A 22667-nucleotide genomic window follows, 5' to 3' on the forward strand; every position below is an offset into this window, starting at 1 on the left:
GCCGCTCAGACCCCGCGCGCCCGGTCGGCCCGGAACTGCGCCCGCCAGGCCTCGAAGCCGCCGGCGTCCAGCGCGTCGCGCATCTCCCGCATCAGGTTCAGGTAGTAGTGCAGGTTGTGGATGCTGGTCAGCATCGGGCCGAGCATCTCGCCGCAGCGGTCGAGGTGGTGCAGATAGGCGCGGCTGAAGCCGCTGCAGCACTCGCAGCGGCAGGTCTCGTCCACCGGCCGCTCGTCGGCCTTGTAGCGGGCGTTGCGCAGCCGCAGGTCGCCGAAGCGCGTGAACAGATGGCCGTTGCGCGCGTTGCGCGTGGGCATGACGCAGTCGAACATGTCGATGCCCTGGCTGACGCCTTCCACCAAATCTTCCGGCGTGCCCACGCCCATCAGGTAGCGCGGCTTGTGGGCCGGCAGCCGGTGGCCGGTGTGCTCCAGGATGCGCTGCATCTCGGCCTTGGGCTCGCCCACCGACAGGCCGCCGATGGCATAGCCCGGCAGCTCCAGCTCGGCCAGGCCGGCCAGCGAGGCGTCGCGCAGCTGGGTGTACATGCCGCCCTGCACGATGCCGAACAGCGCATTGGGGTTCTGCAGGCGCTCGAACTCGGTGATGCAGCGCCGTGCCCAGCGCAGCGACATCTCCATGGACTGCTGCGCCTCGCGCTCGGTCGTCAGCTTGCCCTTGCTCTCGTAGGGCGTGCATTCGTCGAACTGCATGACGATGTCGCTGTTCAGCGTCGTCTGGATCTGCATGCTGATCTCGGGCGTCAGGAACAGCTTGTCGCCGTTGACCGGCGACGCGAACTTGACGCCCTCCTCGCTGATCTTGCGCATGTCGCCCAGGCTCCAGACCTGGAAGCCGCCGGAGTCGGTCAGGATGGGCTTGTTCCAGCTCTCGAAGCGGTGCAGGCCGCCGAACTGCCGGATGACGTCCAGGCCCGGCCGCATCCACAGGTGGAAGGTGTTGCCGAGGATGATCTGCGCGCCCATGGCCTCCAGCGAGCGCGGCGTGACGCCCTTGACCGTGCCATAGGTGCCCACGGGCATGAAGATGGGCGTCTGCACGACGCCGTGGTTGAGCGTCAGCGTGCCGCGGCGCGCGCGGCCTTCGGTCTTGAGGAGGTCGAACTTCAGCATGGGGGTCGAATTGTTGCAGCCGAGGGTCAGGTGCGCGCGAGCAGCATCGCGTCTCCATAGCTGAAGAAGCGGTAGCGCTCGCCGATGGCGTGGCCGTAGAGCGCCATGACCAGCTCATGGCCCGCGAACGCGCTGACCAGCATCATCAGCGTGCTGCGGGGCAGGTGGAAGTTGGTGACGAGGCGGTCGACGACGCGGAACTCGAAGCCCGGCGTGATGAAGATGTCGGTCTCGCGGGCGCCCGCCTGCAGCTGGCCGCCGCGCGCCGCGGACTCCAGCGCGCGCAGCGTCGTCGTGCCGACGGCGACGACCCGGCCGCCGCGCGCGCGGCAGGCCGCCACGGCGTCCACCGTCGCTTGTGGCACGTCGAACCACTCGCTGTGCATCTTGTGCTCGGCCAGCGTCTGCACGCGCACCGGCTGGAAGGTGCCGGCGCCGACGTGCAGGGTCACATGCGCCTGCGCCACGCCGCGCGCGGCCAGCCGCACCAGCAGGGCCGCGTCGAAATGCAGGGCCGCCGTCGGCGCGGCGACGGCACCCGGCTCCTTCGCGAAGACGGTCTGGTAGCGGCGCTCGTCGTCGGCCCCGTCGGCATGGGCGATATAGGGCGGCAGCGGCACATGGCCGTGGGACTCCAGCAGCGCGAAGGGGTCGCCGGCGAAGCGCAGGTGGAAGAGGCCGTTGTCCGGCCCGCAGCGGCCCAGCACCTCGGCGTCGAAGGCGTCGGCGAAGCGCACCCGGCTGCCGGGCCTGGGGCTCTTGCTGGCGCGCAGATGCATCCACACCTCCTGCGTGCCGGGCAGCACGCGCTCGACCAGGGCTTCCACCGCGCCGCCGGTGGCCTTCACGCCGAACAGGCGGGCCTTGATGACGCGGGTGTTGTTGAAGACCAGCAGGTCGCCGGGCGCGAGCAGCTCGGGCAGCTCGCGGAAGACCCGGTCCACGGCCTCGGTGCCGGCCGCGTCCAGCAGGCGCGAGGCGCTGCGCTCGGCCGCGGGATGCTGGGCGATCAGCTCGGGGGGCAGGTCGAAATCGAAATCGGCGACCGAATGGGCCGGCGGCAAAGAGGAACTCATGGGCGCGCTTGAGGGCCGGACAGACCCGTGCCAAAGGGGCGGCATTGTCCCATCGCGCCGCCTTGACCCATCTCAAGGACGCGCCCGGGCGGCGGCAGGAGCATGCCGCCGTGGGGTTCGGCGAACCCCCGGCAACCTCGGAGAAGCTGATGTTCCACGCCGCCGTCCACCTCGACCACCACCATGCCCAGGTGCTGCATTTCGATGCGCACCAGGTCCATGCCGCCCGCATCGAGCCCCACCACCGCCGCGCGCACGCCGACGCCCGGCACGCCGGAGAACAGGCACTGTTCGAGGCGGTCTGCCAGGCCCTGCAGGACACCCGCGAGGTGCTGGTGACCGGCTCGCATCCCGTCATCGGCCAGTTCAAGCATTACGTCGAGGCCCAGCGGCCGCAGCTCGCGCCGCGCATCGCCGACTACCGGCCCGCGGCAGAGCTGAGCCAGGGCCAGCTGCTCGCGCTGGCCCGCCAGTTCTTCATCGCCTTCGACCGCATGGCCGGCGTGCCGACACCGGGCTGATTCGGGCGCCTGGGGTCAAAGCCGCGGCCGCAGCGGCCGGCGCGCGACGACGGTCCAGAATCCGCCCCGTGAAGCGTCGTTCCTGTCTCGCGCTGGCCGCCCTGGCCGGCATGCGCCTCCCGGCCCTTGCCGCCCCGGCGGAGCGCATGCTGTTCGGCTTCACCGAAAACCTGCCGCCGCTGAACTACCAGGACGAGGCCGGCCCGCAGGGCTTCAGCGTCGAGCTGCTGAAGCTGATGGCGGCCGGCGCCGGCCTGCCGCTGCAGCTGCAGGTGCTGCCCTGGCAGCGCGCCGTGCAGCAGGCCGAGGCCCGGCCGGGCAGCGCGCTGTTCTCGCTGACGCGCACGCCGGAGCGGGAGGCGCAGTTCCAGTGGGTCGGCCCGATCGCGCAGCGGCGCGTGCTGGTCTACAGGCTGGCCAGCCGCCCCGACCTGAAGCTCGCCCAGCTCCCCGAGCTCGGCTGCGCCCGCATCGGCGTCGTGCGCGACTCCGCCGCCGACCGCCAGCTGCAGGCCGCCGGCCTGCGCCCCGGCGTCCAGCTCGAACAGGGCCTGGACGACGCCACCAACGTCCGCAAGCTGCTGGCCGGCCGCATGGAGTTCGTCACGCTGCTGGACTGGGCCGCCGCCTGGGCGATGCGCCAGCTGCAGCTGCCCTACGCGACGCTGCAGCCCGTCATGGCGCTGGACGTGGCCAAGTCCTACTGGTACGGCCTGCACCACGAGGCCGAGCCGGCGCTGGTGCGGCGGCTGCAGGCCGAGCTCGACGCGATCAAGCGCGACGGCCGCTACGACAAGCTGCGGCAGCGCTATTTCCGCTAGCCCGTGAGCTGTTGATGCACCCGCTGCGCCAGCGGCTGCAGCTCGACCGAGGGCTGGGCGCTGAGGGCATAGCCGAAGTCGCCGTCGGCCCAGTAGAGCGTCGTGCGGCCGTCCTGCCGCAGCAGGCGGAACTCGGCGCCCGCCGGCGTGGTGCCGGGCGCGAAGACGGCCACATAGAGGGTCAGCCGGTCGCCGTCGGCGTTCTCGTACATGAACTGGGCACGCGGGCTGCCGGGCTGGCTGGCGTCGCCGGGCAGCAGGCGGCCGCCGAGCAGGGCATAGCCGCGCTCGGTCAGCACCGGCACCTTCAGCGGCCGGCCCAGGCGCTTGCTGAGCCACTGCACGAGGTGGGCCTGCTCGACGGCCGACACCTCCACGGGATGGCGCTTCTCGCTGCTGTAGACGGCGAAGGCCACGCCGGCCTCGCGGGCGAACTCGGGCACGCTGGCGGCGCGGTCGGTCGGCGCCGCGACGGGCATGGCCGGCATGCCGGCGTCGTGCCGCCCCCATTGGTAGCCGCCGCCCAGCCCCAGGGCCAGCAGCAGGCCGGCGGCCAGGGCCTGGGGCAGCACGGCGCGCCAGCGGCGGGCCGCGGCGGCGCGCAGCACGATGTTGCCGAGGTCGGCCGGCGTCTCGTCCAGCGGCCAGTCGCGGGCCAGCGCGCGCACGGCCTGGCGCTGCTCCTTCCACTGGGCGACGCGGGCGGCGGCCTCGGGGTCGGCGGCCAGCTGTTCGAGCACGGCCACGCGCTCCTCGGGCGACAGCTGGTCGTCGACGAAGGCATGCAGACGCGCTTCCTCGGCGGACGGCGCGGCTTCGGTGGGGGAGGTGGGCTGGCTCATCGCTTCATCCGTGCCAGGTTCACGATCTGGGCGCCGCTGCGGACGGGCGGCGTCAGGCGCAGGCGCAGGGCCTCGCGCCCGCGGTGCAGGCGCGACATGACGGTGCCTATGGGCAGGTCCAGGATGCCGGCGGCCTCGGCATAGGTGTACTCCTCGACGGCGACGAGCAGCATGACCGCGCGCTGGCCCGGCGGCAGCGCGGCGAGGGCGCGCTCCAGGTCCAGGCGCTCGCCGGCCGGCGCGGCCGGATCGGGCAGCTCGTGCAGATCGTCCAGCGTCGCGTGGCCGTCGTCGAGATGCCAGTCGCGCAGCAAGTTGACGTGCAGGTTGTGCATGATGGACAGCAGCCAGGGCCGCAGGGCCGTGCCGGGCCGCCACAGGCTCCATTTGCGGCAGGCCCGTTCCAGCGTGTCCTGCACGAGGTCGTCGGCCTGCGTCGCGTCGCCGGTGAGCAGCCTCGCATACCGGCGCAGGGCCGGGATGTGGGCGAGCAGCTGTTCGACGGCCACGGCGGAGCTCGACTATTGCGGGCCGAGCGCCGGGCCGCTCCCAAGCCGGCCCGCGCAGGCGATGTGCTTGGCGGTCGAGCCGCCAAGCATCGCTGCCCCCGCGGGGGCCGAGGCTGGACACGGCGAGTCCTGTGGACTGGCCGTGCCTGCCGAGGAGCAGCCGCGCTGTCGGCTGCGCGGTCTGCAAGACCGACTGGGAATTCCCGCGTCCAGCGGAGCAAGACCGGGCGAGGGGTTCATGTTCAGGGCCGGGCGAGCTGCCAGACCTTGTTGAAGCCGTCGCCCGTGCGGTCGCCGGGCTTCTGGTCCCTGGCCCAGAAGTAGAGCGGCTTGCCCTTGTAGGCCCATTGGCGGCCGCCGTCGTCGCGCGTGACGACGCTCCATGCGCCGCTGGCGGTGGCGCCGGCGGCTGCGGGCAGCGGCGGCCAGTTGGCGGCGCAGGGGCCGCTGCAGACGCTCTTGCCGCTGCCGGCGGCGTCCTTGTCGAAGGTGTAGAGCGTCATGCCGTTGGCGCCGACGAGGACGCCATCGGTCGCGGTGGCGGGCGCGGGCGGCGTGGACGCGCAGGCGGTGGCGAGCAGCAGGGCGGCCGCGCAGGCCGGCAGGTGGGGTTTCATGTCGGGCTCTCGAAGTGGATGGACATGACGGTAAACACGCGGGGGCCGCCAACTATTCCATGCCGCCAGAATCGCGGCCATGACCATGCCCCCGGACAAGCCCAAATCCGCGCCGCAGAAAGCGATGGAGAAGCTCGGCCTGGTGCGCGACATCGACCTCGCGCTGCACCTGCCGCTGCGTTATGAGGACGAGACGCGCATCACGCCCATCGCCGCGCTGCAGGACAACGAGCCGGCACAGGTCGAGGGCGTCGTCGTCGACTGCCAGATCGAGCTGCGCAGCCGCCGCCAGTTGCTGGTGCGCGTGAAGGACGAATCCGGCGCGCTGCTGCTGAGATTCCTGCACTTCTACCCGTCTCAGCAGAAGCAGATGGCGGTGGGCGTGCGGCTGCGGCTGCGCGGCGAGCCGCGCATCGGCTTCTTCGGTCGCGAGATGGTCCACCCCGTCGTCAAGGTCGTCGACGAGGGCACGCCGCTGGCCCAGGCGCTGACGCCGGTCTACCCGGCCTCGGCCCAGCTGCCCCAGGCCTATCTGCGCAAGGCCGTGGCCTCGGGCCTGGCGCGGGCCGACCTGCGCGAGATCCTGCCGGCCGGCGTCGTGCCGCGCGGCCTGCCCAGCCTGAAGGACGCGCTGACCTGTCTGCACCACCCGCCGCCCAGCGCCTCGCTGGCCGCGCTGGAAGACCACAGCCACCCGGCCTGGCAGCGGCTCAAGTTCGAGGAACTGCTGGCCCAGCAGCTGTCGCAGCTGCAGGCCCAGCGCGAGCGCGCGCTGCTGGAGGCGCCGGCGCTGCGGCCCGGCCCCGGCGGCCTGCACGAGCAGCTGCTGGCGGCCCTGCCCTTCCGGCTGACCGGCGCTCAGCAGCGCGTGGCCGAGGAGATTGCGCAAGACCTGGCACGGCCCCGGCCGATGCACCGGCTGCTGCAGGGCGACGTCGGCTCGGGCAAGACCGTCGTGGCCGCGCTGGCCGCCGCCGTCGCCATCGATGCCGGCTGGCAATGCGCGCTGATGGCGCCGACCGAGATCCTGGCCGAGCAGCATTTCCGCAAGCTCGTCGGCTGGCTGGAGCCGCTGGGGCTCCAGGTCGCCTGGATCACCGGCAGCGTGAAGGGCAAGGCGCGGCAGAAGATGCTGGACGCGGCGGCCTCGGGCGAGGCGCGGCTCGTCATCGGCACGCATGCCGTCATCGAGGACAAGGTGCGCTTCGCAAAGCTGGGCCTGGCCATCATCGACGAGCAGCACCGCTTCGGCGTGGCCCAGCGCCTCGCCTTGAGGAACAAGCTGAAGGCCATGGACCTCGAACCTCATCTGCTGATGATGAGCGCCACGCCCATCCCGCGCACCTTGGCGATGACCTACTTCGCCGACCTGGACGTGTCCACCATCGACGAGCTGCCGCCCGGCCGCAGCCCCATCGTGACCAAGGTGTTCACCGAGTCCAAGCGCCACGACGTCGTCGACAAGATCCGCGGCGCGGTGGCGGACGGCGCCCAGGTCTACTGGGTCTGCCCGCTGGTCGAGGAGAGCGAGGCGGTGGACCTGCGCAACGCGACCGAGACGCACGCGGAGCTGAGCGCGGCCCTGCCCGGCGCGAGCGTGGGCCTGCTGCACGGCCGCATGTCGCCCGGCGACAAGGCGGCCGTGATGGCGCAGTTCTCCGGCGGGCGGATGAGCGTGCTGGTGGCCACCACCGTCATCGAGGTGGGCGTGGACGTGCCCAATGCCAGCCTGATGGTCATCGAGCATGCCGAGCGCTTCGGCCTGGCGCAGCTGCACCAGCTGCGCGGGCGCGTCGGCCGCGGCGCGAAGGCGAGCGTCTGCGTGCTGATCTACAGCCCGCCGCTGTCCGACACCGGCAAGGCGCGGCTCAAGGCCATGGCCGAGACGACCGACGGCTTCGAGATCGCGCGCCGCGACCTCGACATCCGCGGCCCCGGCGAGTTCATGGGTTCGCGCCAGAGTGGCGCCGAGCTGCTGCGCTTCGCCGACCTGCAGGAGGACGCGCCGCTGCTCGTCGCCGCGCGCGCGCTGGCGCCGCGGCTGCTGGACGCGCATCCCGAGGCGGCACGCCGCCAGGTGGCCCGCTGGCTCGGGACCAAGGCGGAGTTCCTGAAGGCATAGGGCCTGTGCAGCGGCGGCCCCGGCCTCACTTGCAGCTGTAGCTCTTCGCGTTGACCTCCTTCACATTGCCGGCGCCGCAGGTGGCGACGGCCTGCTCGCTCATCCGCGTGATGGAGGCGGAGTCGCTGGAGGTCGTCACCGGCGGCGCGAAGACGCAGGCGCTGAGCAGGGCGGCGGCAGCCAGGGCGGCGGCGAAGGCGATGGCACGGTTCATTCGGGTTCTCGAAGTCAAGGTTGGAGAGGCGCGCATCTTCGCCGCCGCCGGCAGCGCCGTCATCCGGCGCGCGACGAAGCGTCGAAGCGCGCTGCCAGGCCGCAGCGGCGGCCGACGCGCCGCGCGCGTCAGCCGCCCAGGCAGATGCCGAGCTCGCGGGCCGTGGCCAGCGTGTCGCCGTCCAGCGGCACGCTCTTCATGCGGCCGGCCACATCGGCCAGCGGCACGGGGCGCACGTCGTTGCCGTCCAGCGCCACCATGACATCGCCCTGGCCCGCCGCCAGCGCACGCACGGCCGCGGCGCCGAAGCGCAGCGCCGCCACGCGGTCGAAGGCGCTCGGGCTGCCGCCGCGCAGCAGGTGGCCGAGCACGACGCAGCGCGCGTCCTTGCCCGTCAGCCGCGCCAGAGCGGCACCGACCTGCTCGCCCACGCCGCCCAGGCGCTCGGCATGGCCGGCCGCGGCGCCGGCCTGCAGCGCCCGCGCGCCGTCCCTGGCAAAGGCGCCCTCGGCGACGACGACGATGGAATAGGCCAGGCCGCTGGCATCGCGGCCCCGGACCATCTCGGCCACTGGCGCCAGGTCGAAGGGCAGCTCGGGCAGCAGGATGGCGTGGGCCCCGCCCGCGAGGCCGGCGTGCAGCGCGATCCAGCCGGCGTAGCGCCCCATGACCTCGACGACGAGCACGCGGTGGTGGCTGGCGGCCGTCGTGTGCAGGCGGTCGATGCATTCGCTCGCGAAGCCGACGGCGGTGTCGAAGCCGAAGGTCGTGACGGTGCCGTCCAGGTCGTTGTCGATGGTCTTGGGCACGCCGACGACGCGCAGGCCGCGCCGGGCCAGCCGGTGGGCGATGGCGAGCGAGCCGTCGCCGCCGACGGCCACGAGGGCGTCGATGCCCTCGCGGGCCAGCGCGTCCAGCAGGTCCTGGGAGCGGTCCTGCAGCTGAACGCTGCCGTCGGCCTGGGGCATGGGGAAGGCGAAGGGGTCGCCCTGGTTCGTCGAACCCAGCAGCGTGCCGCCGAGGCTCGCGATGCCTTCGACGCGTTCGCGCGTCAGCGCGATGCAGCCGCCCTGCGGGTAGCGCTCGGGCCGCAGCAGGCCGTCGTAGCCGTCGCGGATGCCGACGCAGTCCCAGCCGCGCAGCAGCGCGGCCCGCGTGACGGCGCAGATGACGGCGTTCAGGCCCGGCGCGTCGCCGCCTCCGGTGCTGATGGCGATGCGGCGGATGGGGCGGGCGTGGGCGGCGGGCATGGCAGCAGTCTGCTACAGCTCCAGCCGCTCGCGCAGCAGCCTGGCCTGGCGGCGCGACACCTCGACCTGGTGGCCGTCGCGCAGGCTCACGCGGTAGCCCTCGTTGCTCCAGGGCTGGATGCCCTGCACCCAGCGCAGGTTGATCAGGTGGCTGCGGCTGGCGCGGAAGAAGAGCTGGGGGTCGAGCCTTTCCTCCAGCGCGGTCAGCGTGCGGTTGATGAGGGGGCGCTGGCCGTCGAACCAGGCCTGGGCGTAGTTGCCGCAGGACTCGAAGCCGGCGATGTCGCCCAGGCGCACGAACCAGCAGCGTTCGCCGTCGCGCAGGAAGACCATGTCGTCGGCGCCCTTCACGGCCGCGGGCGGCGCGGCAGCGGCGGGCGCGGGCCGCAGCCGCCCGCGCGCCTTGGCCAGGGCCGCCTCCAGCCGCTCGGGGGCGATGGGCTTGAGCAGATAGTCCAGCGCGTTGCGCTCGAAGGCGGCCAGCGCATGCTGGTCGTAGGCCGTCGTGAAGACGACCAGCGGCAGGTGCTCCAGCTGGTCCAGCAGGTCGAAGCCGGTCGCGCCGGGCAGCTCCACGTCCAGCAGCAGCAGCTCGGGCGCCAGCTGGTCGATGGCCGCGCGCGCGGGCGCCAGCTCGGCGGCCTCGCCGACGATGTCGGCATCGGGGATGGCGGCCAGCAGCGTGCGCAGCTCCTGGCGGGCGAGGCGCGAATCCTCGACGATGAAGATCCTCATGCCGCCGTCATCTCCACGCTGACCTGCACGCGCCCGTCCGCCGCATCGACGCGGCAGTCCGCGCCCTCGCCGCCGGCGCGCGCCAGGCGTTCGCGCAGGTGGGCCAGGCCCAGGCCGGTGCCGTCGCTGCTGCCGGGCTTCCACTGGCCCGGGTTGCCGACGGCCAGGGACAGCTTCTCGCCATCGCGGGCGATGCGGACATCGACGACACCGCCGCCCGGCGTGCGCGCGATGCCGTGCTTGATGGCGTTCTCCACCAGCAGCTGCAGCAGCATCGGCGGCACGCTCGCCGCCATGGCGGCCGGGTCGACCTGCCAGTCCACGCGCAGGCGCTCCTCGTGGTGCAGCTGCTCCAGCGCGACATAGTCGCGCACGACGGCGAGTTCGTCGGCCAGCGGCACGCGCTCCCGGGCGCTGTGCTGCAGCGTGTGGCGCAGCGTGTTGGACAGGCGGGTCAGCATCTCGCGGGCGCGGGCCGGGTCTTCGTTGACGAGGGCGCGCAGATTGTTCAGCGCGTTGAACAGGAAGTGCGGGTTGATCTGGGCGCGCAGCACCTGCAGCTCCAGCGCGCGGGCCGCGGCCTCGGCCTGCCATTTGGCGATCTCGCCCAGGCGCCAGCGCCGCAGCCAGCTGAGGCCGAACCAGACCGCCAGCCACAGCCACAGCATGATGGCGGTGTTCATCGTGTAGCCCAGCAGCACGCCGATGCCATGGGGCGTGCCCGGCGGGAAGTGCAGCAGGCCCGCCGCCAGCCCGGCCCAGTTCACGGCGTAGACGGCCAGCTGCACGCCCAGCGCGAGCAGCGGCGGCGTGCAGAGCAGGCGGGGCAGCAGCGCAGGCGGCGGCAGGTCCAGCCAGCGGCCGCGCAGGGCCAGCGCGCGCAGGCCCTCGCTGGCGGCCCACAGCCCGGCGCCGACGAGGGCCATGACGAAGACCATCGAGCCTGTCAGGCCCTGGAAGGCCGCGATCATCGCCAGCGACACGGCCACATAGCCGCTCCACAGCGCCGCCTGCACGGCGATCCGGCTGCCTGTCCTCATGCTCCTCCGCTCCCGTCGTTCAGCGCCGGGCCAGGAAGCCCTTGACCTCGCCGACCAGCCAGTCGGCATCGTCCCACATGAGGAAGTGGTAGCCGCGCTGGCTCATCTCGACCTTGGCGCCCTTCAGGCCGGCGTACTGGGTCTCGAAGATGCGCCGCGTGCTGTCCAGCGTCGAGCCCATGGGTTCGAAGGCGGCCCAGGCGCCCAGCACCAGCGTCGGGGCGGCGATGCGCGGCAGCAGCGGGCGCAGGTCCTCGGCCCACAGCTCGGACATGGCCTGGGCCGTCGTCGCGCGGTCGCTGGCCAGGCCCCAGGCGACGATGCGTTCGGCATGGGCCGGGTCGCGGCTCATGCCGCCCGCGCCCTGGCGGGTGCCGGCCTCCCACTGCTCGCGCGTGGCGGACAGCATCTGCTGGCGCATGGCCGCCGCGGCGCCGCGCGCGGCCTCCGGGCTCAGGCCGCGCAGGCCGGCCAGGAAGGGCAGCGCGTCGACGATGACGAGGCGCTCGATGCGGCCCGGCTTCTCGGCCGCCATCTGCAGGGCCAGCACGCCGCCCAGGCTGTGGCCGATGACGACGGGCCGGTCGAGTTGGCGCTCCTCCAGATAGGCCAGCAGGCGGTCGCGCATGCCGCCCAGGAAGTTGTCCGTCGCCACGGCCGGCGCACCGGCAAAACCGGGCAGCTGCACGATGTGGCATTGCACGCCGGGCTGCAGCGCCGTGCAGGTCTGGCTCCAGGTGCTGGCGGCGCTGTTCAGGCCGGGGATCATCAGCACCGGCCGGCCCTGGCCGACGACCTCGACGCGCAGGTCGCGGAACTCGGCGGGCGCGGCCCGGCCATGGCCGGCAAAGAGGGCGGTGGCGATGCCGACGGCGGCGGCGAACAGGCCGGCCCGGGAGGTCTTGCGGGTCATCGAGGTCTCCATCAGGTTCGTGATGGAGGCCATGTTGCCGACGCCCTCGGCCGTGCGCCGGGCCTGGATGACGAGCGGCGCGCCGCGCGGACGAATGGCGGGCCGCCGGGGCGGGCGGTGCCTACTTCAGCCGCTGCGCCCAGTAGACCAGCACCTCGGTGCGCGGCTCGATGTCGGTCGGGCTGTAGGTGTAGGTCGGCACGACGTTGATCGCGTCCAGCGTGGCCAGGCCCGAGATGATGCGGCCGAAGACCGCATAGCCGGGGTTGCTGGCGCTCTGGTAGTCGAGGCTGGCGTTGTCCTGCACGTTGAAGAAGAACTGGCTGGTGGCCGAGTCGGGGGCGCTGCGGCGGGCCATCGCGAGCGTGCCGCGCAGATTGGACAGGCCGTTGTTGCTCTCCAGCTTGATGGGCCCGTACAGCGGGGCCCGGGCCACCATGCCGCTGGTGTAGCCGCCGCCCTGCACGACGAAGTCGCGGTCGACGCGGTGGATCAGCGTGTTCGTGTAGAAGCCGGCGGCGACATAGTTGTAGAAGTTGGCCACGGTCTGCGGCGCATAGCTGTCGTAGAGCTCGACGACGATCTCGCCGCTGCTGGTCAGCATGCAGACCGTGCCCCATTTGCTGGCCGCCGACGCCGCCAGGCCGGCCTGGCTGCAGGACAGCGTGGGCGGGTCCGGGTTGGGGTTGGGCTGCGGGTAGGGCGTGCCGCCACCGCCGCCACCGCCGCCACCACCGCTGATGTCGACCTCGGCGCCGCCGCCGCAGGCGCTCAGCAGGGCCGCCGTGCCGACCGCGAGGACGAGGCTGGTGATTCGGGCAGTCAGGCGCATGGCGAACTCCGTTGGCATGCCGGCTCAACGCCGGCCGCGACGCGCTGTTGACCCGCGTTACATGCCTTTACCGCGCCGGCCTTCGGCATCGAGCCGAGCAGCGTCAACCGACGACTTCGAGGTTGTCGATCAGCCGCGTGCGGCCCAGGCGCGCGGCGCCCAGCGCGACCAGCGGCTGGCCGTCGACGGCCGGCCCCAGGTCATGCTGGCGGCGCAGCGTCAGATAGTCCGGCGCCCAGCCCGCATCGCGCAGCGCCTGCATCGCATCGGCCTCCAGCGCGGCCAGCTCGCGCTCGCCGGCCTGCCAGCGGGCGATCAGCGCCTTCAGCGTGGCCGAGAGGCGCAGCGCCTCGGCCTTCTCGGCTGCGCTCAGATAGCCGTTGCGCGAGGACAGGGCCAGGCCTTCATTGCCAGGCTCGTCGCTGCGGCGCGTCTCGCCGCCGTGGATGGCGATGGGCAGGGCCATCTGCGCCGTCATGCGGCGCAGCACCATCAGCTGCTGGTAGTCCTTCTTGCCGAACACGGCCAGCGTCGGCTGCACGATGTTGAAGAGCTTGTGCACGACGGTGCAGACGCCGGTGAAGAAGCCGGGGCGGAAATGGCCTTCGAGGATGTCGGCCAGTTCGGTGGGCGGCAGCACCTTGTAGCTCTGGGGCTCGGGGTAGAGCTCCTTCTCGCCGGGCGCGAAGACGACATCGCAGCCGGCGGCCTCCAGCAGCCCGCAGTCGCGCTCCAGCGTGCGCGGGTAGGTGTCGAAGTCCTCGTGCGGCGCGAACTGCAGCCGGTTCACGAAGATGCTCGCGACGACGGCGCCCGTGGGGCCGACCAGCTCGCGCGCCTGCTTCACGAGCGCGAGGTGGCCGTCGTGCAGATTGCCCATCGTCGGCACGAAGCCGCGCTGACGGTGGACGGCGAGGGCCTCGCGCAGTTCGGGGATGGTGTGGATGACTTGCATAAGTCTCAATCAGTTGGGGACAGAGCTTGCCGCTGCGCGGCTGCGGTCTGTCCCGCAATGTCAAAGGAAACCGTGCACCTCGTTGACCGGGAAGGTCCCGGCCTTGACCTCGTCCACATAGCCCTTCACGGCCGCCAGCACCGAGTCCTTGCCGGCCATGAAGTCCTTGACGAAGCGGGGCTTCTTGCCCGGCGTGATGTTGAGCATGTCATGCAGCACCAGCACCTGGCCGGAGCAGCCGACGCCGGCGCCGATGCCGATGACGGGCACCGGCGAGGCGGCCGTGATCTCGGCGGCCAGCGCGGCGGGCACCATCTCGTAGAGCAGCATGGCGGCGCCGGCCTCGACCAGTTCCTGCGACTCGCGCTTGATGCGCGCCGCGCCGGCCTCGTCGCGGCCCTGCACCTTGAAGCCGCCGAGCGCGTGCACCGTCTGCGGCGTGAAGCCCAGGTGGCAGCAGACCGGGATGCCGCGCTCGCTGATGAAGCGCACGGTCTCGGCCGTCCAGCCGCCGCCTTCGAGCTTGACCATATGGGCGCCGGCCTTCACCAGCGCCGCCGCGCTCTTCCAGGCTTCTTCCTTGGACACGTGGTAGCTGTCGAAGGGCAGGTCGGCAATGATCCAGGCCCATTTGTGGCCCCGCGACACGCAGAAGGTGTGATAGACCATGTCCTCCAGGCTGACCGGCGCCGTGGAGCCGCGCCCCTGCAGCACATTGCCCAGCGAGTCGCCGATCAGCAGGATGTCCACGCCCGCTTCGTCCAGCAGGCTCGCGAAGGCCGCGTCGTAGCAGGTCAGCATCGCGATCTTCTCGCCGCTGGCATGCATCTGCGCCAGGCGCGGCAGCGTCATCGGCTTGCGTTCGGTAGTCATGTCAGCCCCTCGTCCGACGAGTACGTCGGCCGATCCCCCAGGGGGATGCGGGCCGGCTTGGGAGCGGCCCGGCGCTCGGCCCGCTCGAATTGAAATGGCACGGGCAGTTTCATTGCAGCGTCTCCGCGTAAACCCTGAATCACCACCCAGGGCGGGCGCAGTGTAGCGTTCGGGTCCCCGCCGAGAAGCCCCCCCCACCGCCATGACCCTGACCGAGTTGCGCTACATCGTCGCCGTTGCCCGCGAGCGCCATTTCGGCCGCGCGGCCGAGGCCTGCTTCGTGTCGCAGCCGACGCTGTCGGTCGCGATCAAGAAGCTGGAGGAGGAATTGGACCTGAAGCTCTTCGAGCGCGGCGGCAACGAGGTCAGCGTGACGCCGCTGGGCGAGGAGATCGTGCGCCAGGCGCAGTCGGTGCTGGAGCAGGCCGGCGCCATCAAGGAGATCGCCAAGCGCGGCAAGGACCCGCTGGCCGGCGCGCTGCGGCTGGGCATCATCTACACCATCGGGCCCTATCTGCTGCCCGAGCTGGTCAGGCACACCATCGAGCTCTACCCGCAGATGCCGCTGATGCTGCAGGAGAACTTCACGGTCAAGCTGCTGGAGATGCTGCGCACCGGCGAGCTGGACTGCGCCATCATGGCCGAGCCCTTCCCCGATGCCGGCCTGGCCACGGCCCAGCTCTACGACGAGCCCTTCGTCGTCGCGCTGCCGGCCGCCCACCCGCTGGCCACGCGCGAGGCGATCAGCGCCGAGGAGCTCAAGCGCGAAACCATGCTGCTGCTCGGCACGGGCCACTGCTTCCGCGACCATGTGCTGGAGGTCTGCCCCGAGTTCGCGCGCTTCTCCAGCGACGCCGAGGGCATACGCCGCAGCTTCGAGGGCTCGTCGCTGGAGACCATCAAGCACATGGTCGCCTCGGGCATGGGCGTGACCGTCGTGCCGGCGCTGAGCGTGCCGCGCGACCCCACGCCGCATCTGCGCTTCGTGCCCTTCAGCGAGCCCATCCCGACGCGCCGCGTCGTGCTCGCCTGGCGGCGCAGCTTCACGCGCTACGAGGCCATCGCGGCGCTGCGCAATGCGATCTATGCCTGCGAGCTGGGCGGGGTCACGCGGCTTTCATGAGGGCTCGCCAAAACTGGTGATGACGCGCCCCGGAGGGCGGCCGAGCATGCAGCCCTCGCCGCCACCCAGAGCGGTACTACCGGGACGCCATCATGAACCTGCCTCCGCTGCGCCGCTGCCCGGCGCCCGTCGCCGCCTCCACGCTGCTGGCCAGCGCCGCCCTGCTGGGTGGCTGCGGCGGCGGCTCCAGCTATTCACCTGCGCCGCCTCCGCCGGTACCCACCGCAGTCACCATCACCGGCAAGGCCGTCGACGGCCCGCTGTCCGGCGCGACGGCCTGCTATGACCTGAACGACAACGGCGCCTGCGATCCCGGCGAGCCGACGTCGGCCGCGACCGGCGCCGACGGCGCCTTCAGCCTGGCCGTCGCGCCGGCCGACGTGGGCAAGCACCGCATCGTCGTGCAGGTGCCGAAATCGGCAGTTGACGCCGACACGGGCGCCGCCGTCGGCGTGGAGTTCAAGCTGCAGTCGCCGGCCACCGGCACGACGACGGCGCACAGCGTCTTCGTCAGCCCGCTGACGACGCTGGTGCAGGGCCATGTGGACGCCAGCGGCGCCAGCGTCGCCGAGGCCACGGCCCTGGTGCAGGCCCAGGCCGGCCTGGCCGTGTCGCCGCTGGCCGACTTCACGGCCGCCAGCGATGCCGGCAGCAGGCAGGCCGCCCTCGTCGCCCGCCTCGTGCAGGCGACGACGCTGGCCCAGGCCGACGCGCTGAAGGCGGTGGCCGGCCAGGCCGACCTCAGCGGCGCCACCGCCTCGACGGCCGACGTGGCCCGGCAGGTCACCACCGCCGTCATCGGCGCCCTGGCCACCATCGCCGGCAAGGCGGCGGAGAGCAGCGTCGCCGGCACCACCGGCGCGGCGCTGACGACGGCGCTGGCGGACGCCGCCAAGGCCGTCGTCGCCCAGGCCGGCGTGACGGCCGACGAGGCCAAGACCGCCATCGGTGCGGCCAAGCTGCCGGCCGACACCTCGCCCACGACGGCCGTCCCGACGGGCCAGCTGCTGGCGCTGCGCTACACGGACGCGAACAACTGGTATCTGCGCCATCTGCAGAACAGCGCGGCCGACAACACGCCCGATGCCAACGGCCTGATCCGCTATGCGTCGGTCCATATGCTCAGCCAGGGCAGCGGCTACAGCAGCGCCGGCACGACGCAGGCCTGGGCCAACGGCGGCAGCTATGCGCGCCGCGGCGACCTGCACTGGAACGGCAGCGCCTGGGTGGCCTGCCGCTTAAGCGACCGCAGCACGGCGACGGTGCGCGACGCCCAGGGCCGCGCCACCTACAACTACTGCGACGGCCTGGAGAAGGGCCGCACGCTGCGCAGCGCCGTCGACCTCGCCGGCTTGGGGCTGGCCGGCGTGTTCACGAACAAGATCCGCAGCTACCCCGGCGGTGCCGGCGGCATGGCCTATGCGAACTGGGGGCCCGGCGATCCGGCCAGCTTCGGCGGCGCGAGCTTCCCGGCCGGCGCCAAGCTCTTCTACCAGACCAACACCGTCACCGAGACCGCCATCGCCTACGACGTGCAGGACGGCGCCGTCGTCGTGGGCTTCGGCGCCGACGTCGCCGCCGGCGGCGATGCGCGCGCCACCCCCGGCGTGGCCTGCGCCGCGGCGACGGCGGCCACGGCCGCGCCGTTCACGACGCTGGACGCGCTGATCGCCGGCAACCCCGGCAAGCCCTGCGTGTTCGCGAAGGCGACCAGCGGCAGCGACGCCAGCCTGGACCCGAACGAGTCCTGGAGCACGTCCACCGCGAGCCTGGGCGTGCTGCGCGGCGCTGCGACGCCGCCGGCCGGCACCGGCAACTGGTACAGCACCGAGCTGCGCCTGCGCGTCGCCTTCGCCGGCGCCGGCAGCCAGGCGACCACCTACTACAGCTGCCTGAGCCGCGCCAGCAATGCCAGCGCCCGCAACTGCAGCCCGCTGGGCAGCGGCAGCTACAGCATCCAGACGCTGGGCGATGCCCGCGTGATGAGCTTCACCGGCCTGCCGGCGCTGATGCAGCAGGCCGGCTACAGCCGCGTCTTCGTCGAGCGCGGCGGCAAGGTCCATTACGGCTTCCAGGCCCCGGCCGGCAGGAGCAGCAACCTGCTGCGCCTGAACCTCGAGGCCGCCAACGCGGTGCTCGCGGCCCTGCCGGGCATGCCGGTCATCGGCCCGACGACGCGCTGGGCCGACCTGTCCGCGGCCAGCCAGGCGGCGCTGACGACGGCCAAGGGCGTGTGGACCCAGCAGGACGGCGTCGGCGTCGGCGTGCTGCGCGTGGGCGATCAGGGTCGCTACCTGCTCGGCAGTGCCGGCCCGGCCGTCAATGGCGGGCAAACCGGGCATGAGCTCGGCACGCTGGACTTCGATGCCAACAGCAAGACCTTCCGCGCGCTGGTGGAAAGCAACTCCCTGGGCGCCTGGGGCAACCTGAGACGCAGCGCGGCCCAGCAGGCCAGCGAGACGCTCACCATCACCGCGACGCAGCTCGCGATCAGCGGCGGCAACACCTTCACCCGCCTCGGCAACGACACCACCGGCCTCACCGGCCTGTGGGCGCTGGGTTCAGCGACCGAGTTCAACACCCAGCACTTCCTGTTCCTGCCCACCGGCAAGGTGGTCATGATCGACCCGCTGGGCGACACCGAGGCCAGCCACTGCGGGCCGCCCGGCGGTGAGTACGCCAGCTACAGCTTCGACAAGGCCAGCGGCACGCTGCTGGTCTCGGGCAAGCTCTACGACACCAATGGCTGCGCGGGCTTCTTCGACATTGGCACGTCGGCCAACACGAGCTGGTCGGGCACGGTGCAGCTGTCGGCCGACGGCATGAGCGCCACCGTCACCTCGTCCGGCGGCAGCCATACGCTCTATCGCATCGCGCCATGAGATTTTGGCTATCGCCGCCTTCGCTCGAATTCACACCACGGCCGGGGCATCGTCTCTAAGCTCTGGGTTCCCTTGGCAAGCCCCGGAGCCGACATGAACCACCCCACCCCGAAGAGCGAAGGCCAGTGCCCCTTCCACCACGCCGCCGGCGGCGGCACGACGAACCGGGACTGGTGGCCCAAGCAGCTGCGCGTGGACCTGCTGAACCAGCACGCCGCCAAGTCCAACCCGCTGGGCGAGGGCTTCGACTACGCCGCGGCCTTCAAGTCGCTGGACTACCGCGCCCTCAAGGCCGACCTCGTCAAATTGATGACCGCCAGCCAGGACTGGTGGCCGGCCGACTTCGGCCACTACGGCCCGCAGATGGTGCGCATGGCCTGGCATGCGGCCGGCACCTACCGCACCGTGGACGGCCGCGGCGGCGGCGGGCGCGGCCAGCAGCGCTTCGCGCCGCTGAACTCCTGGCCCGACAACGTCAACATCGACAAGAGCCGCCGCCTGCTGTGGCCCATCAAGCAGAAGTACGGCCAGAAGATTTCCTGGGCCGACCTCTTCATCCTGGCCGGCAACGTCGCGCTGGAGTCCATGGGTTTCCGCACCTTCGGCTTCGCCGGCGGCCGCGAGGACGTGTGGGAACCCGACCAGGACGTGAACTGGGGCGCCGAGACGACATGGCTGGCCACGGACCAGCGCTTCCATGGCGACCGCGAGCTGGACGACAACCTCGCCGCCACCCATATGGGCCTGATCTACGTGAACCCCGAGGGCCCCAATGCCAGCGGCGACTACCTGGCCGCGGCCAAGGACATCCGCGCCACCTTCGGCCGCATGGCCATGGACGACGAGGAGACCGTCGCGCTGATCGCCGGCGGCCACACCTTCGGCAAGGCCCACGGCGCCGCGCCCGAGTCGCACAAGGGCCCCGAGCCCGAGGGCGCCGGCATCGAGGCCCAGGGCCTGGGCTGGGTCAGCAGCTTCGGCAGCGGCCACGGCAAGGACACCATCTCCAGCGGCATCGAGGTGACCTGGACCCAGACCCCGGCGCTGTGGAGCAACGGCTTCTTCGAGAACCTGTTCAAGTACGAATGGGAGCTGACGACCTCGCCCGCCGGCGCCAAGCAGTGGGTGGCCAAGGACGCCGAGGCCGTCATCCCCGACGCGCATGTGAAGGGCCTGTTCCACAAGCCCACGATGCTGACGACCGACCTGACGCTGCGCTTCGACCCCGAGTTCGGCAAGATTTCGAAGCGCTTCCACGAGGACCCGCAGGCCTTCGCCGATGCCTTCGCCCGCGCCTGGTTCAAGCTGACCCACCGCGACATGGGCCCCAAGGCCCGCTACCTCGGCCCCGAGGTGCCCAAGGAAGATCTGCTCTGGCAGGACCCGCTGCCCGCCGCCACGCACAACCCGGGCGCGGCCGACATCGCCGCGCTGAAGGCCAGCATCGCCGCCTCGGGCCTGACGGTGGCCGAGCTCGTCTCGGTGGCCTGGGCCTCGGCGTCGACCTTCCGCGGCGGCGACAAGCGCGGCGGCGCCAACGGCGCGCGCATCGCCCTCGCGCCGCAGAAAGACTGGGCCGTCAACCGGCCCGTCGCCAAGGCCGTGGCCCGGCTGGCCGAGATCCAGCAGGCCTCGGGCAAGGCCTCGCTGGCCGACCTCATCGTGCTGGCCGGCGGCGTCGGCGTCGAACAGGCGGCCCAGGCCGCGGGCGTCAGCGTCAGCGTGCCCTTCACGCCGGGCCGCGTCGATGCGCGCCAGGACCAGACCGATGTCGAGTCCTTTGCCGTGCTGGAGCCCAAGGCGGACGGCTTTCGCAACTACCGCGCCGGCCGCATCGGCGCGCCGACCGAGGCCCTGCTGATCGACCGCGCCCAGCAGCTCACGCTGACCGCGCCGGAGCTGACCGTGCTGGTCGGCGGCCTGCGCGTGCTGGGCGCCAATGCCGACGGCAGCGCGCACGGCGTCTTCACCGACAGGCCCGGCACGCTGAGCAACGACTTCTTCGTCCACCTGCTCGACATGGGCACGACGTGGAAGGCCGTGGACGCCGAGGCCGAGGTCTTCGAGGGCCGTGACCGAAGCAGCGGCGCGCTGAAGTACACCGGCACGCGGGCCGACCTCGTGTTCGGCTCCCACTCGGTGCTGCGTGCCTATGCCGAGGTCTATGCCAGTGCCGATGCGAAGGCGAAGTTCGTCACCGACTTCGCCGCCGCCTGGGCCAAGGTCATGGACCTCGACCGCTTCGACATTCGGTGAAGCCCCTCGGCCAGCCCCGCATCGCTGAACGCGGGCGTGGCCGGCCGGTCCCCCGAGGGGACGCCCGAAATGCCCGGTTCAGCCGGCCAGCCGGAATGCGCCGACGGCCGCCGCGAGGCGCTCGGCCTGCTGCTTGAGCGCCTCGGCTGCGGCGGCCGATTCCTCCACCAGCGCCGCGTTCTGCTGCGTGAGCTGATCCAGATGGCCGACGGCCGTGCTGACCTCGGCGATGCTGCCGCTCTGTTCGCTGCTGGCCGCGGCGATCTCCTGCATGATGCCGGTCACCTGGCCGACCGAGCCGACGATCTCGGTCATCGTCTCGCCGGCCTCGTGCACGAGGCGCGAGCCGCTCTCCACGCGCTCCACCGAGGCCGAGATCAGCGTCTTGATCTCCTTGGCCGCATCGGCCGAGCGCTGGGCCAGCGAGCGCACCTCCGAGGCCACCACCGCGAAGCCGCGCCCCTGCTCGCCCGCGCGCGCCGCCTCCACGGCCGCGTTCAGCGCGAGGATGTTGGTCTGGAAGGCGATGCCGTCGATGACGCCGATGATGTCGGCGATGCGGCTGGAGCTGGCGCTGATGTCCTGCATCGTGCTGACGACGCGCGACACGACATCGCCGCCGCGCTGCGCCACCGACGACGCGGCCGACACCAGCTGGTTGGCCTGGGCCGCGCGCTCGGCGTTGAGCTTGACCGTGTCGGTCAGCTGCTCGGCCGAGCTGGAGGTCTGCTCCAGGCTGCTGGCCGTCTGCTCGGTGCGGGCCGACAGGTCCTGGTTGCCGATCGCGATCTCCTGCGAGGCCGTGCGCACCGACTCGCTGCTGTCGCGGATCTCGCGCAGCACGCCGCTCAATTTCTCGACGAAGGTGTTGAAGCTGCGCGCAATCGCGGCCAGCTCGTCCTCGCCGGCCGCGCTGACGCGGCGCGTCAGGTCGCCGTCGCCGGAGGCGATGTCCCGCATCACCTCGTCGAGCTGGGCCAGGCGGCGCAGCCGCTGCGCCACCAGGCCGCCGATGACCAGGCCCGCCAGCACCAGCACGACCGCCGCCGCCAGCAGCGAGCTGACCGCCAGGCTGCGCAGGCTGGCCAGCGCCTCGGACTTGTTCAGCGCGATGACCAGCACCCAGTCCGTGCCCTTGACCTCGGTGGCCAGCAGCTCGTGGGCCACGCCGTCGATGTCGGCCGGCTCCAGCCTGGCGCCCGCGGCCAGCTGGTGCAGCCGCTCCGGCGTCAGGCCGGCCACGACGTCCCTGGCCGGCGTGCCGCCGCGCTTCAGGTCGGGGTGGGCGATGAAGTTGCCGTCCTTGTCGGTCAGGAAGGCGAAGCTGCTCGGCGTCGGCTTGATGGACTTGACGATGTTGACGACGTTGTCCAGGAACACGTCGCCCGCCGCCACGGCCTTGGTACTGCCGCCCTCCTTCACCGCGACGGCGAAGGTCACGACCATGCGCTGCGTCGCCGCGTCCTTGTAGGGCGAGGTCAGCACCGGGCCGCCGGCGCCCGCGGCCAGCAGATACCAGGGCCGGCCGGTCGGGTCATAGCCCGGCGGCAGGTTCTGCGGCGCGTTGAACAGGATGCGCTTGTCTTCGAACGCGACATAGCTGTTGTCGAAGCCGCCCGAGTCGTGCGCCTGCACGAGGAACTTCTGCGCATCGGCCTCCGGCACGGCGGCCACCGGCGTCGTCGACTTGACGACGGCCGCCTTGGACGCCGCCCAATCCGAGATCGCCTGGGCCTGGGCCTGGGCCAGGCCCAGCGTGTTCTTCTGCAGGTCGTCGAGCACCTGGCCGCGCGCGGTCAGGTAGTTCGCCACGGCCAGGGCCAGCAGGCCCAGGAACATGGACAACACCGCCAGTGCCACCAGTTGGGCACGCAGGGACTTGAACATTGCAAGCATGGCCTCTCCTGTGCAGGGCAGCCGGGCATCGCGGCGCCATCGCCAAACACTCCCCGC

20 protein-coding genes are annotated in these 22667 nt (G+C 72.0%); 6 read left to right on the forward strand and 14 right to left on the reverse strand.

Translation table 11 applies throughout. The features are described from left to right. Positions 1-5 precede the first annotated feature (5 nt). Both tgt and queA read right to left on the reverse strand, forming a co-directional pair. Positions 6-1133 carry a tRNA guanosine(34) transglycosylase Tgt gene (gene tgt / locus NYP07_RS16075; RefSeq protein ID WP_268152176.1) on the reverse strand — a complete coding sequence of 376 codons (1128 nt, stop codon included), beginning with the start codon at positions 1131-1133 and terminating at the stop codon, positions 6-8. A 26-nt stretch (positions 1134-1159) separates the two neighbouring features. Then, entirely contained in the window at positions 1160-2209 is a 1050-nt protein-coding gene (queA, locus tag NYP07_RS16080) for a tRNA preQ1(34) S-adenosylmethionine ribosyltransferase-isomerase QueA (protein WP_268152178.1), read from the reverse strand. Positions 2210-2271: 62 nt separating this feature from the next. Between queA and NYP07_RS16085 the strand changes: the two genes are divergently transcribed. Together NYP07_RS16085 and NYP07_RS16090 are read left to right on the forward strand one after the other, a co-directional pair. Continuing rightward, positions 2272-2730: a hypothetical protein gene (locus NYP07_RS16085; RefSeq protein ID WP_268152180.1), complete on the forward strand. Its 459-nt coding sequence runs from the start codon at positions 2272-2274 to the stop codon at positions 2728-2730. A gap of 68 nt (positions 2731-2798) precedes the next feature. After that, on the forward strand, positions 2799-3551 hold the full coding sequence (locus NYP07_RS16090; RefSeq protein WP_268152182.1) for a substrate-binding periplasmic protein: 753 nt from the start codon (positions 2799-2801) through the stop codon (positions 3549-3551). Here NYP07_RS16090 and NYP07_RS16095 read toward each other — a convergent pair. The 3 genes from NYP07_RS16095 to NYP07_RS16105 all read right to left on the reverse strand — a co-directional run bounded on the left by NYP07_RS16095 (position 3548) and on the right by NYP07_RS16105 (position 5519). Beyond that, positions 3548-4393, reverse strand: coding sequence for an anti-sigma factor family protein (locus tag NYP07_RS16095; RefSeq protein WP_268152184.1), 846 nt, complete (start codon positions 4391-4393; stop codon positions 3548-3550). The two genes, NYP07_RS16090 and NYP07_RS16095, sit on opposite strands and share 4 nt — an antisense overlap. Then, entirely contained in the window at positions 4390-4902 is a 513-nt protein-coding gene (locus NYP07_RS16100) for an RNA polymerase sigma factor (protein WP_268152186.1), read from the reverse strand. Before NYP07_RS16100 ends, NYP07_RS16095 begins: the two co-directional genes overlap by 4 nt. Positions 4903-5144: 242 nt before the next feature. Further along, on the reverse strand, positions 5145-5519 hold the full coding sequence (locus NYP07_RS16105; RefSeq protein ID WP_268152188.1) for a COG4315 family predicted lipoprotein: 375 nt from the start codon (positions 5517-5519) through the stop codon (positions 5145-5147). A gap of 79 nt (positions 5520-5598) precedes the next feature. Here NYP07_RS16105 and recG point away from each other — a divergent pair, with 79 nt between their 5' ends. Further along, complete coding sequence (gene recG, locus NYP07_RS16110; protein ID WP_268152190.1) at positions 5599-7641, forward strand: ATP-dependent DNA helicase RecG; 2043 nt, start codon at positions 5599-5601, stop codon at positions 7639-7641. A 25-nt stretch (positions 7642-7666) separates the two neighbouring features. On the opposite strand, the gene NYP07_RS16115 is transcribed toward recG, so the two are convergent. The 8 genes from NYP07_RS16115 to panB all read right to left on the reverse strand — a co-directional run bounded on the left by NYP07_RS16115 (position 7667) and on the right by panB (position 14453). Beyond that, positions 7667-7855: a hypothetical protein gene (locus NYP07_RS16115; RefSeq protein WP_268152192.1), complete on the reverse strand. Its 189-nt coding sequence runs from the start codon at positions 7853-7855 to the stop codon at positions 7667-7669. 128 nt (positions 7856-7983) lie between these two features. Further along, positions 7984-9105 (reverse strand): 6-phosphofructokinase, encoded by a 1122-nt coding sequence (locus NYP07_RS16120; RefSeq protein ID WP_268152194.1) that lies wholly within the window; start codon positions 9103-9105, stop codon positions 7984-7986. A 12-nt stretch (positions 9106-9117) separates the two neighbouring features. Beyond that, complete coding sequence (locus tag NYP07_RS16125; protein WP_268152196.1) at positions 9118-9840, reverse strand: LytR/AlgR family response regulator transcription factor; 723 nt, start codon at positions 9838-9840, stop codon at positions 9118-9120. After that, positions 9837-10880, reverse strand: coding sequence for a sensor histidine kinase (locus tag NYP07_RS16130; protein WP_268152198.1), 1044 nt, complete (start codon positions 10878-10880; stop codon positions 9837-9839). The genes NYP07_RS16125 and NYP07_RS16130 overlap by 4 nt, the downstream gene beginning before the upstream one ends. A 19-nt stretch (positions 10881-10899) precedes the next feature. Beyond that, positions 10900-11793 carry an alpha/beta fold hydrolase gene (locus tag NYP07_RS16135; RefSeq protein ID WP_268152200.1) on the reverse strand — a complete coding sequence of 298 codons (894 nt, stop codon included), beginning with the start codon at positions 11791-11793 and terminating at the stop codon, positions 10900-10902. Positions 11794-11914: 121 nt separating this feature from the next. Then, a complete protein-coding gene (locus NYP07_RS16140) occupies positions 11915-12625 on the reverse strand; it encodes a peptidylprolyl isomerase (protein WP_268152202.1) in 711 nt (236 codons plus the stop codon). A 103-nt stretch (positions 12626-12728) separates the two neighbouring features. Continuing rightward, positions 12729-13580, reverse strand: coding sequence for a pantoate--beta-alanine ligase (panC, locus tag NYP07_RS16145; RefSeq protein ID WP_268152204.1), 852 nt, complete (start codon positions 13578-13580; stop codon positions 12729-12731). A gap of 60 nt (positions 13581-13640) precedes the next feature. Further along, positions 13641-14453, reverse strand: coding sequence for a 3-methyl-2-oxobutanoate hydroxymethyltransferase (panB, locus tag NYP07_RS16150; protein WP_268152206.1), 813 nt, complete (start codon positions 14451-14453; stop codon positions 13641-13643). Positions 14454-14655: 202 nt separating this feature from the next. On the opposite strand from panB, the gene NYP07_RS16155 reads away from it, so the two are divergent. The 3 genes from NYP07_RS16155 to katG all read left to right on the forward strand — a co-directional run bounded on the left by NYP07_RS16155 (position 14656) and on the right by katG (position 20714). Continuing rightward, on the forward strand, positions 14656-15576 hold the full coding sequence (locus NYP07_RS16155) for a hydrogen peroxide-inducible genes activator (protein WP_268152208.1): 921 nt from the start codon (positions 14656-14658) through the stop codon (positions 15574-15576). Between the two features lie 92 nt (positions 15577-15668). Then, positions 15669-18458: a hypothetical protein gene (locus tag NYP07_RS16160; protein WP_268152210.1), complete on the forward strand. Its 2790-nt coding sequence runs from the start codon at positions 15669-15671 to the stop codon at positions 18456-18458. A 93-nt stretch (positions 18459-18551) separates the two neighbouring features. Next, positions 18552-20714 carry a catalase/peroxidase HPI gene (gene katG, locus NYP07_RS16165; RefSeq protein WP_268152212.1) on the forward strand — a complete coding sequence of 721 codons (2163 nt, stop codon included), beginning with the start codon at positions 18552-18554 and terminating at the stop codon, positions 20712-20714. A gap of 78 nt (positions 20715-20792) precedes the next feature. Here the strand turns inward: katG and NYP07_RS16170 are convergent, their stop codons facing one another. Beyond that, positions 20793-22610, reverse strand: coding sequence for a methyl-accepting chemotaxis protein (locus NYP07_RS16170; RefSeq protein ID WP_268152214.1), 1818 nt, complete (start codon positions 22608-22610; stop codon positions 20793-20795). Positions 22611-22667: the final 57 nt, after the last annotated feature.

Origin of the sequence: Pelomonas aquatica (assembly GCF_026712205.1) — a bacterium.
Classification (GTDB): Bacteria; Pseudomonadota; Gammaproteobacteria; order Burkholderiales; family Burkholderiaceae_C; genus Pelomonas; species Pelomonas aquatica.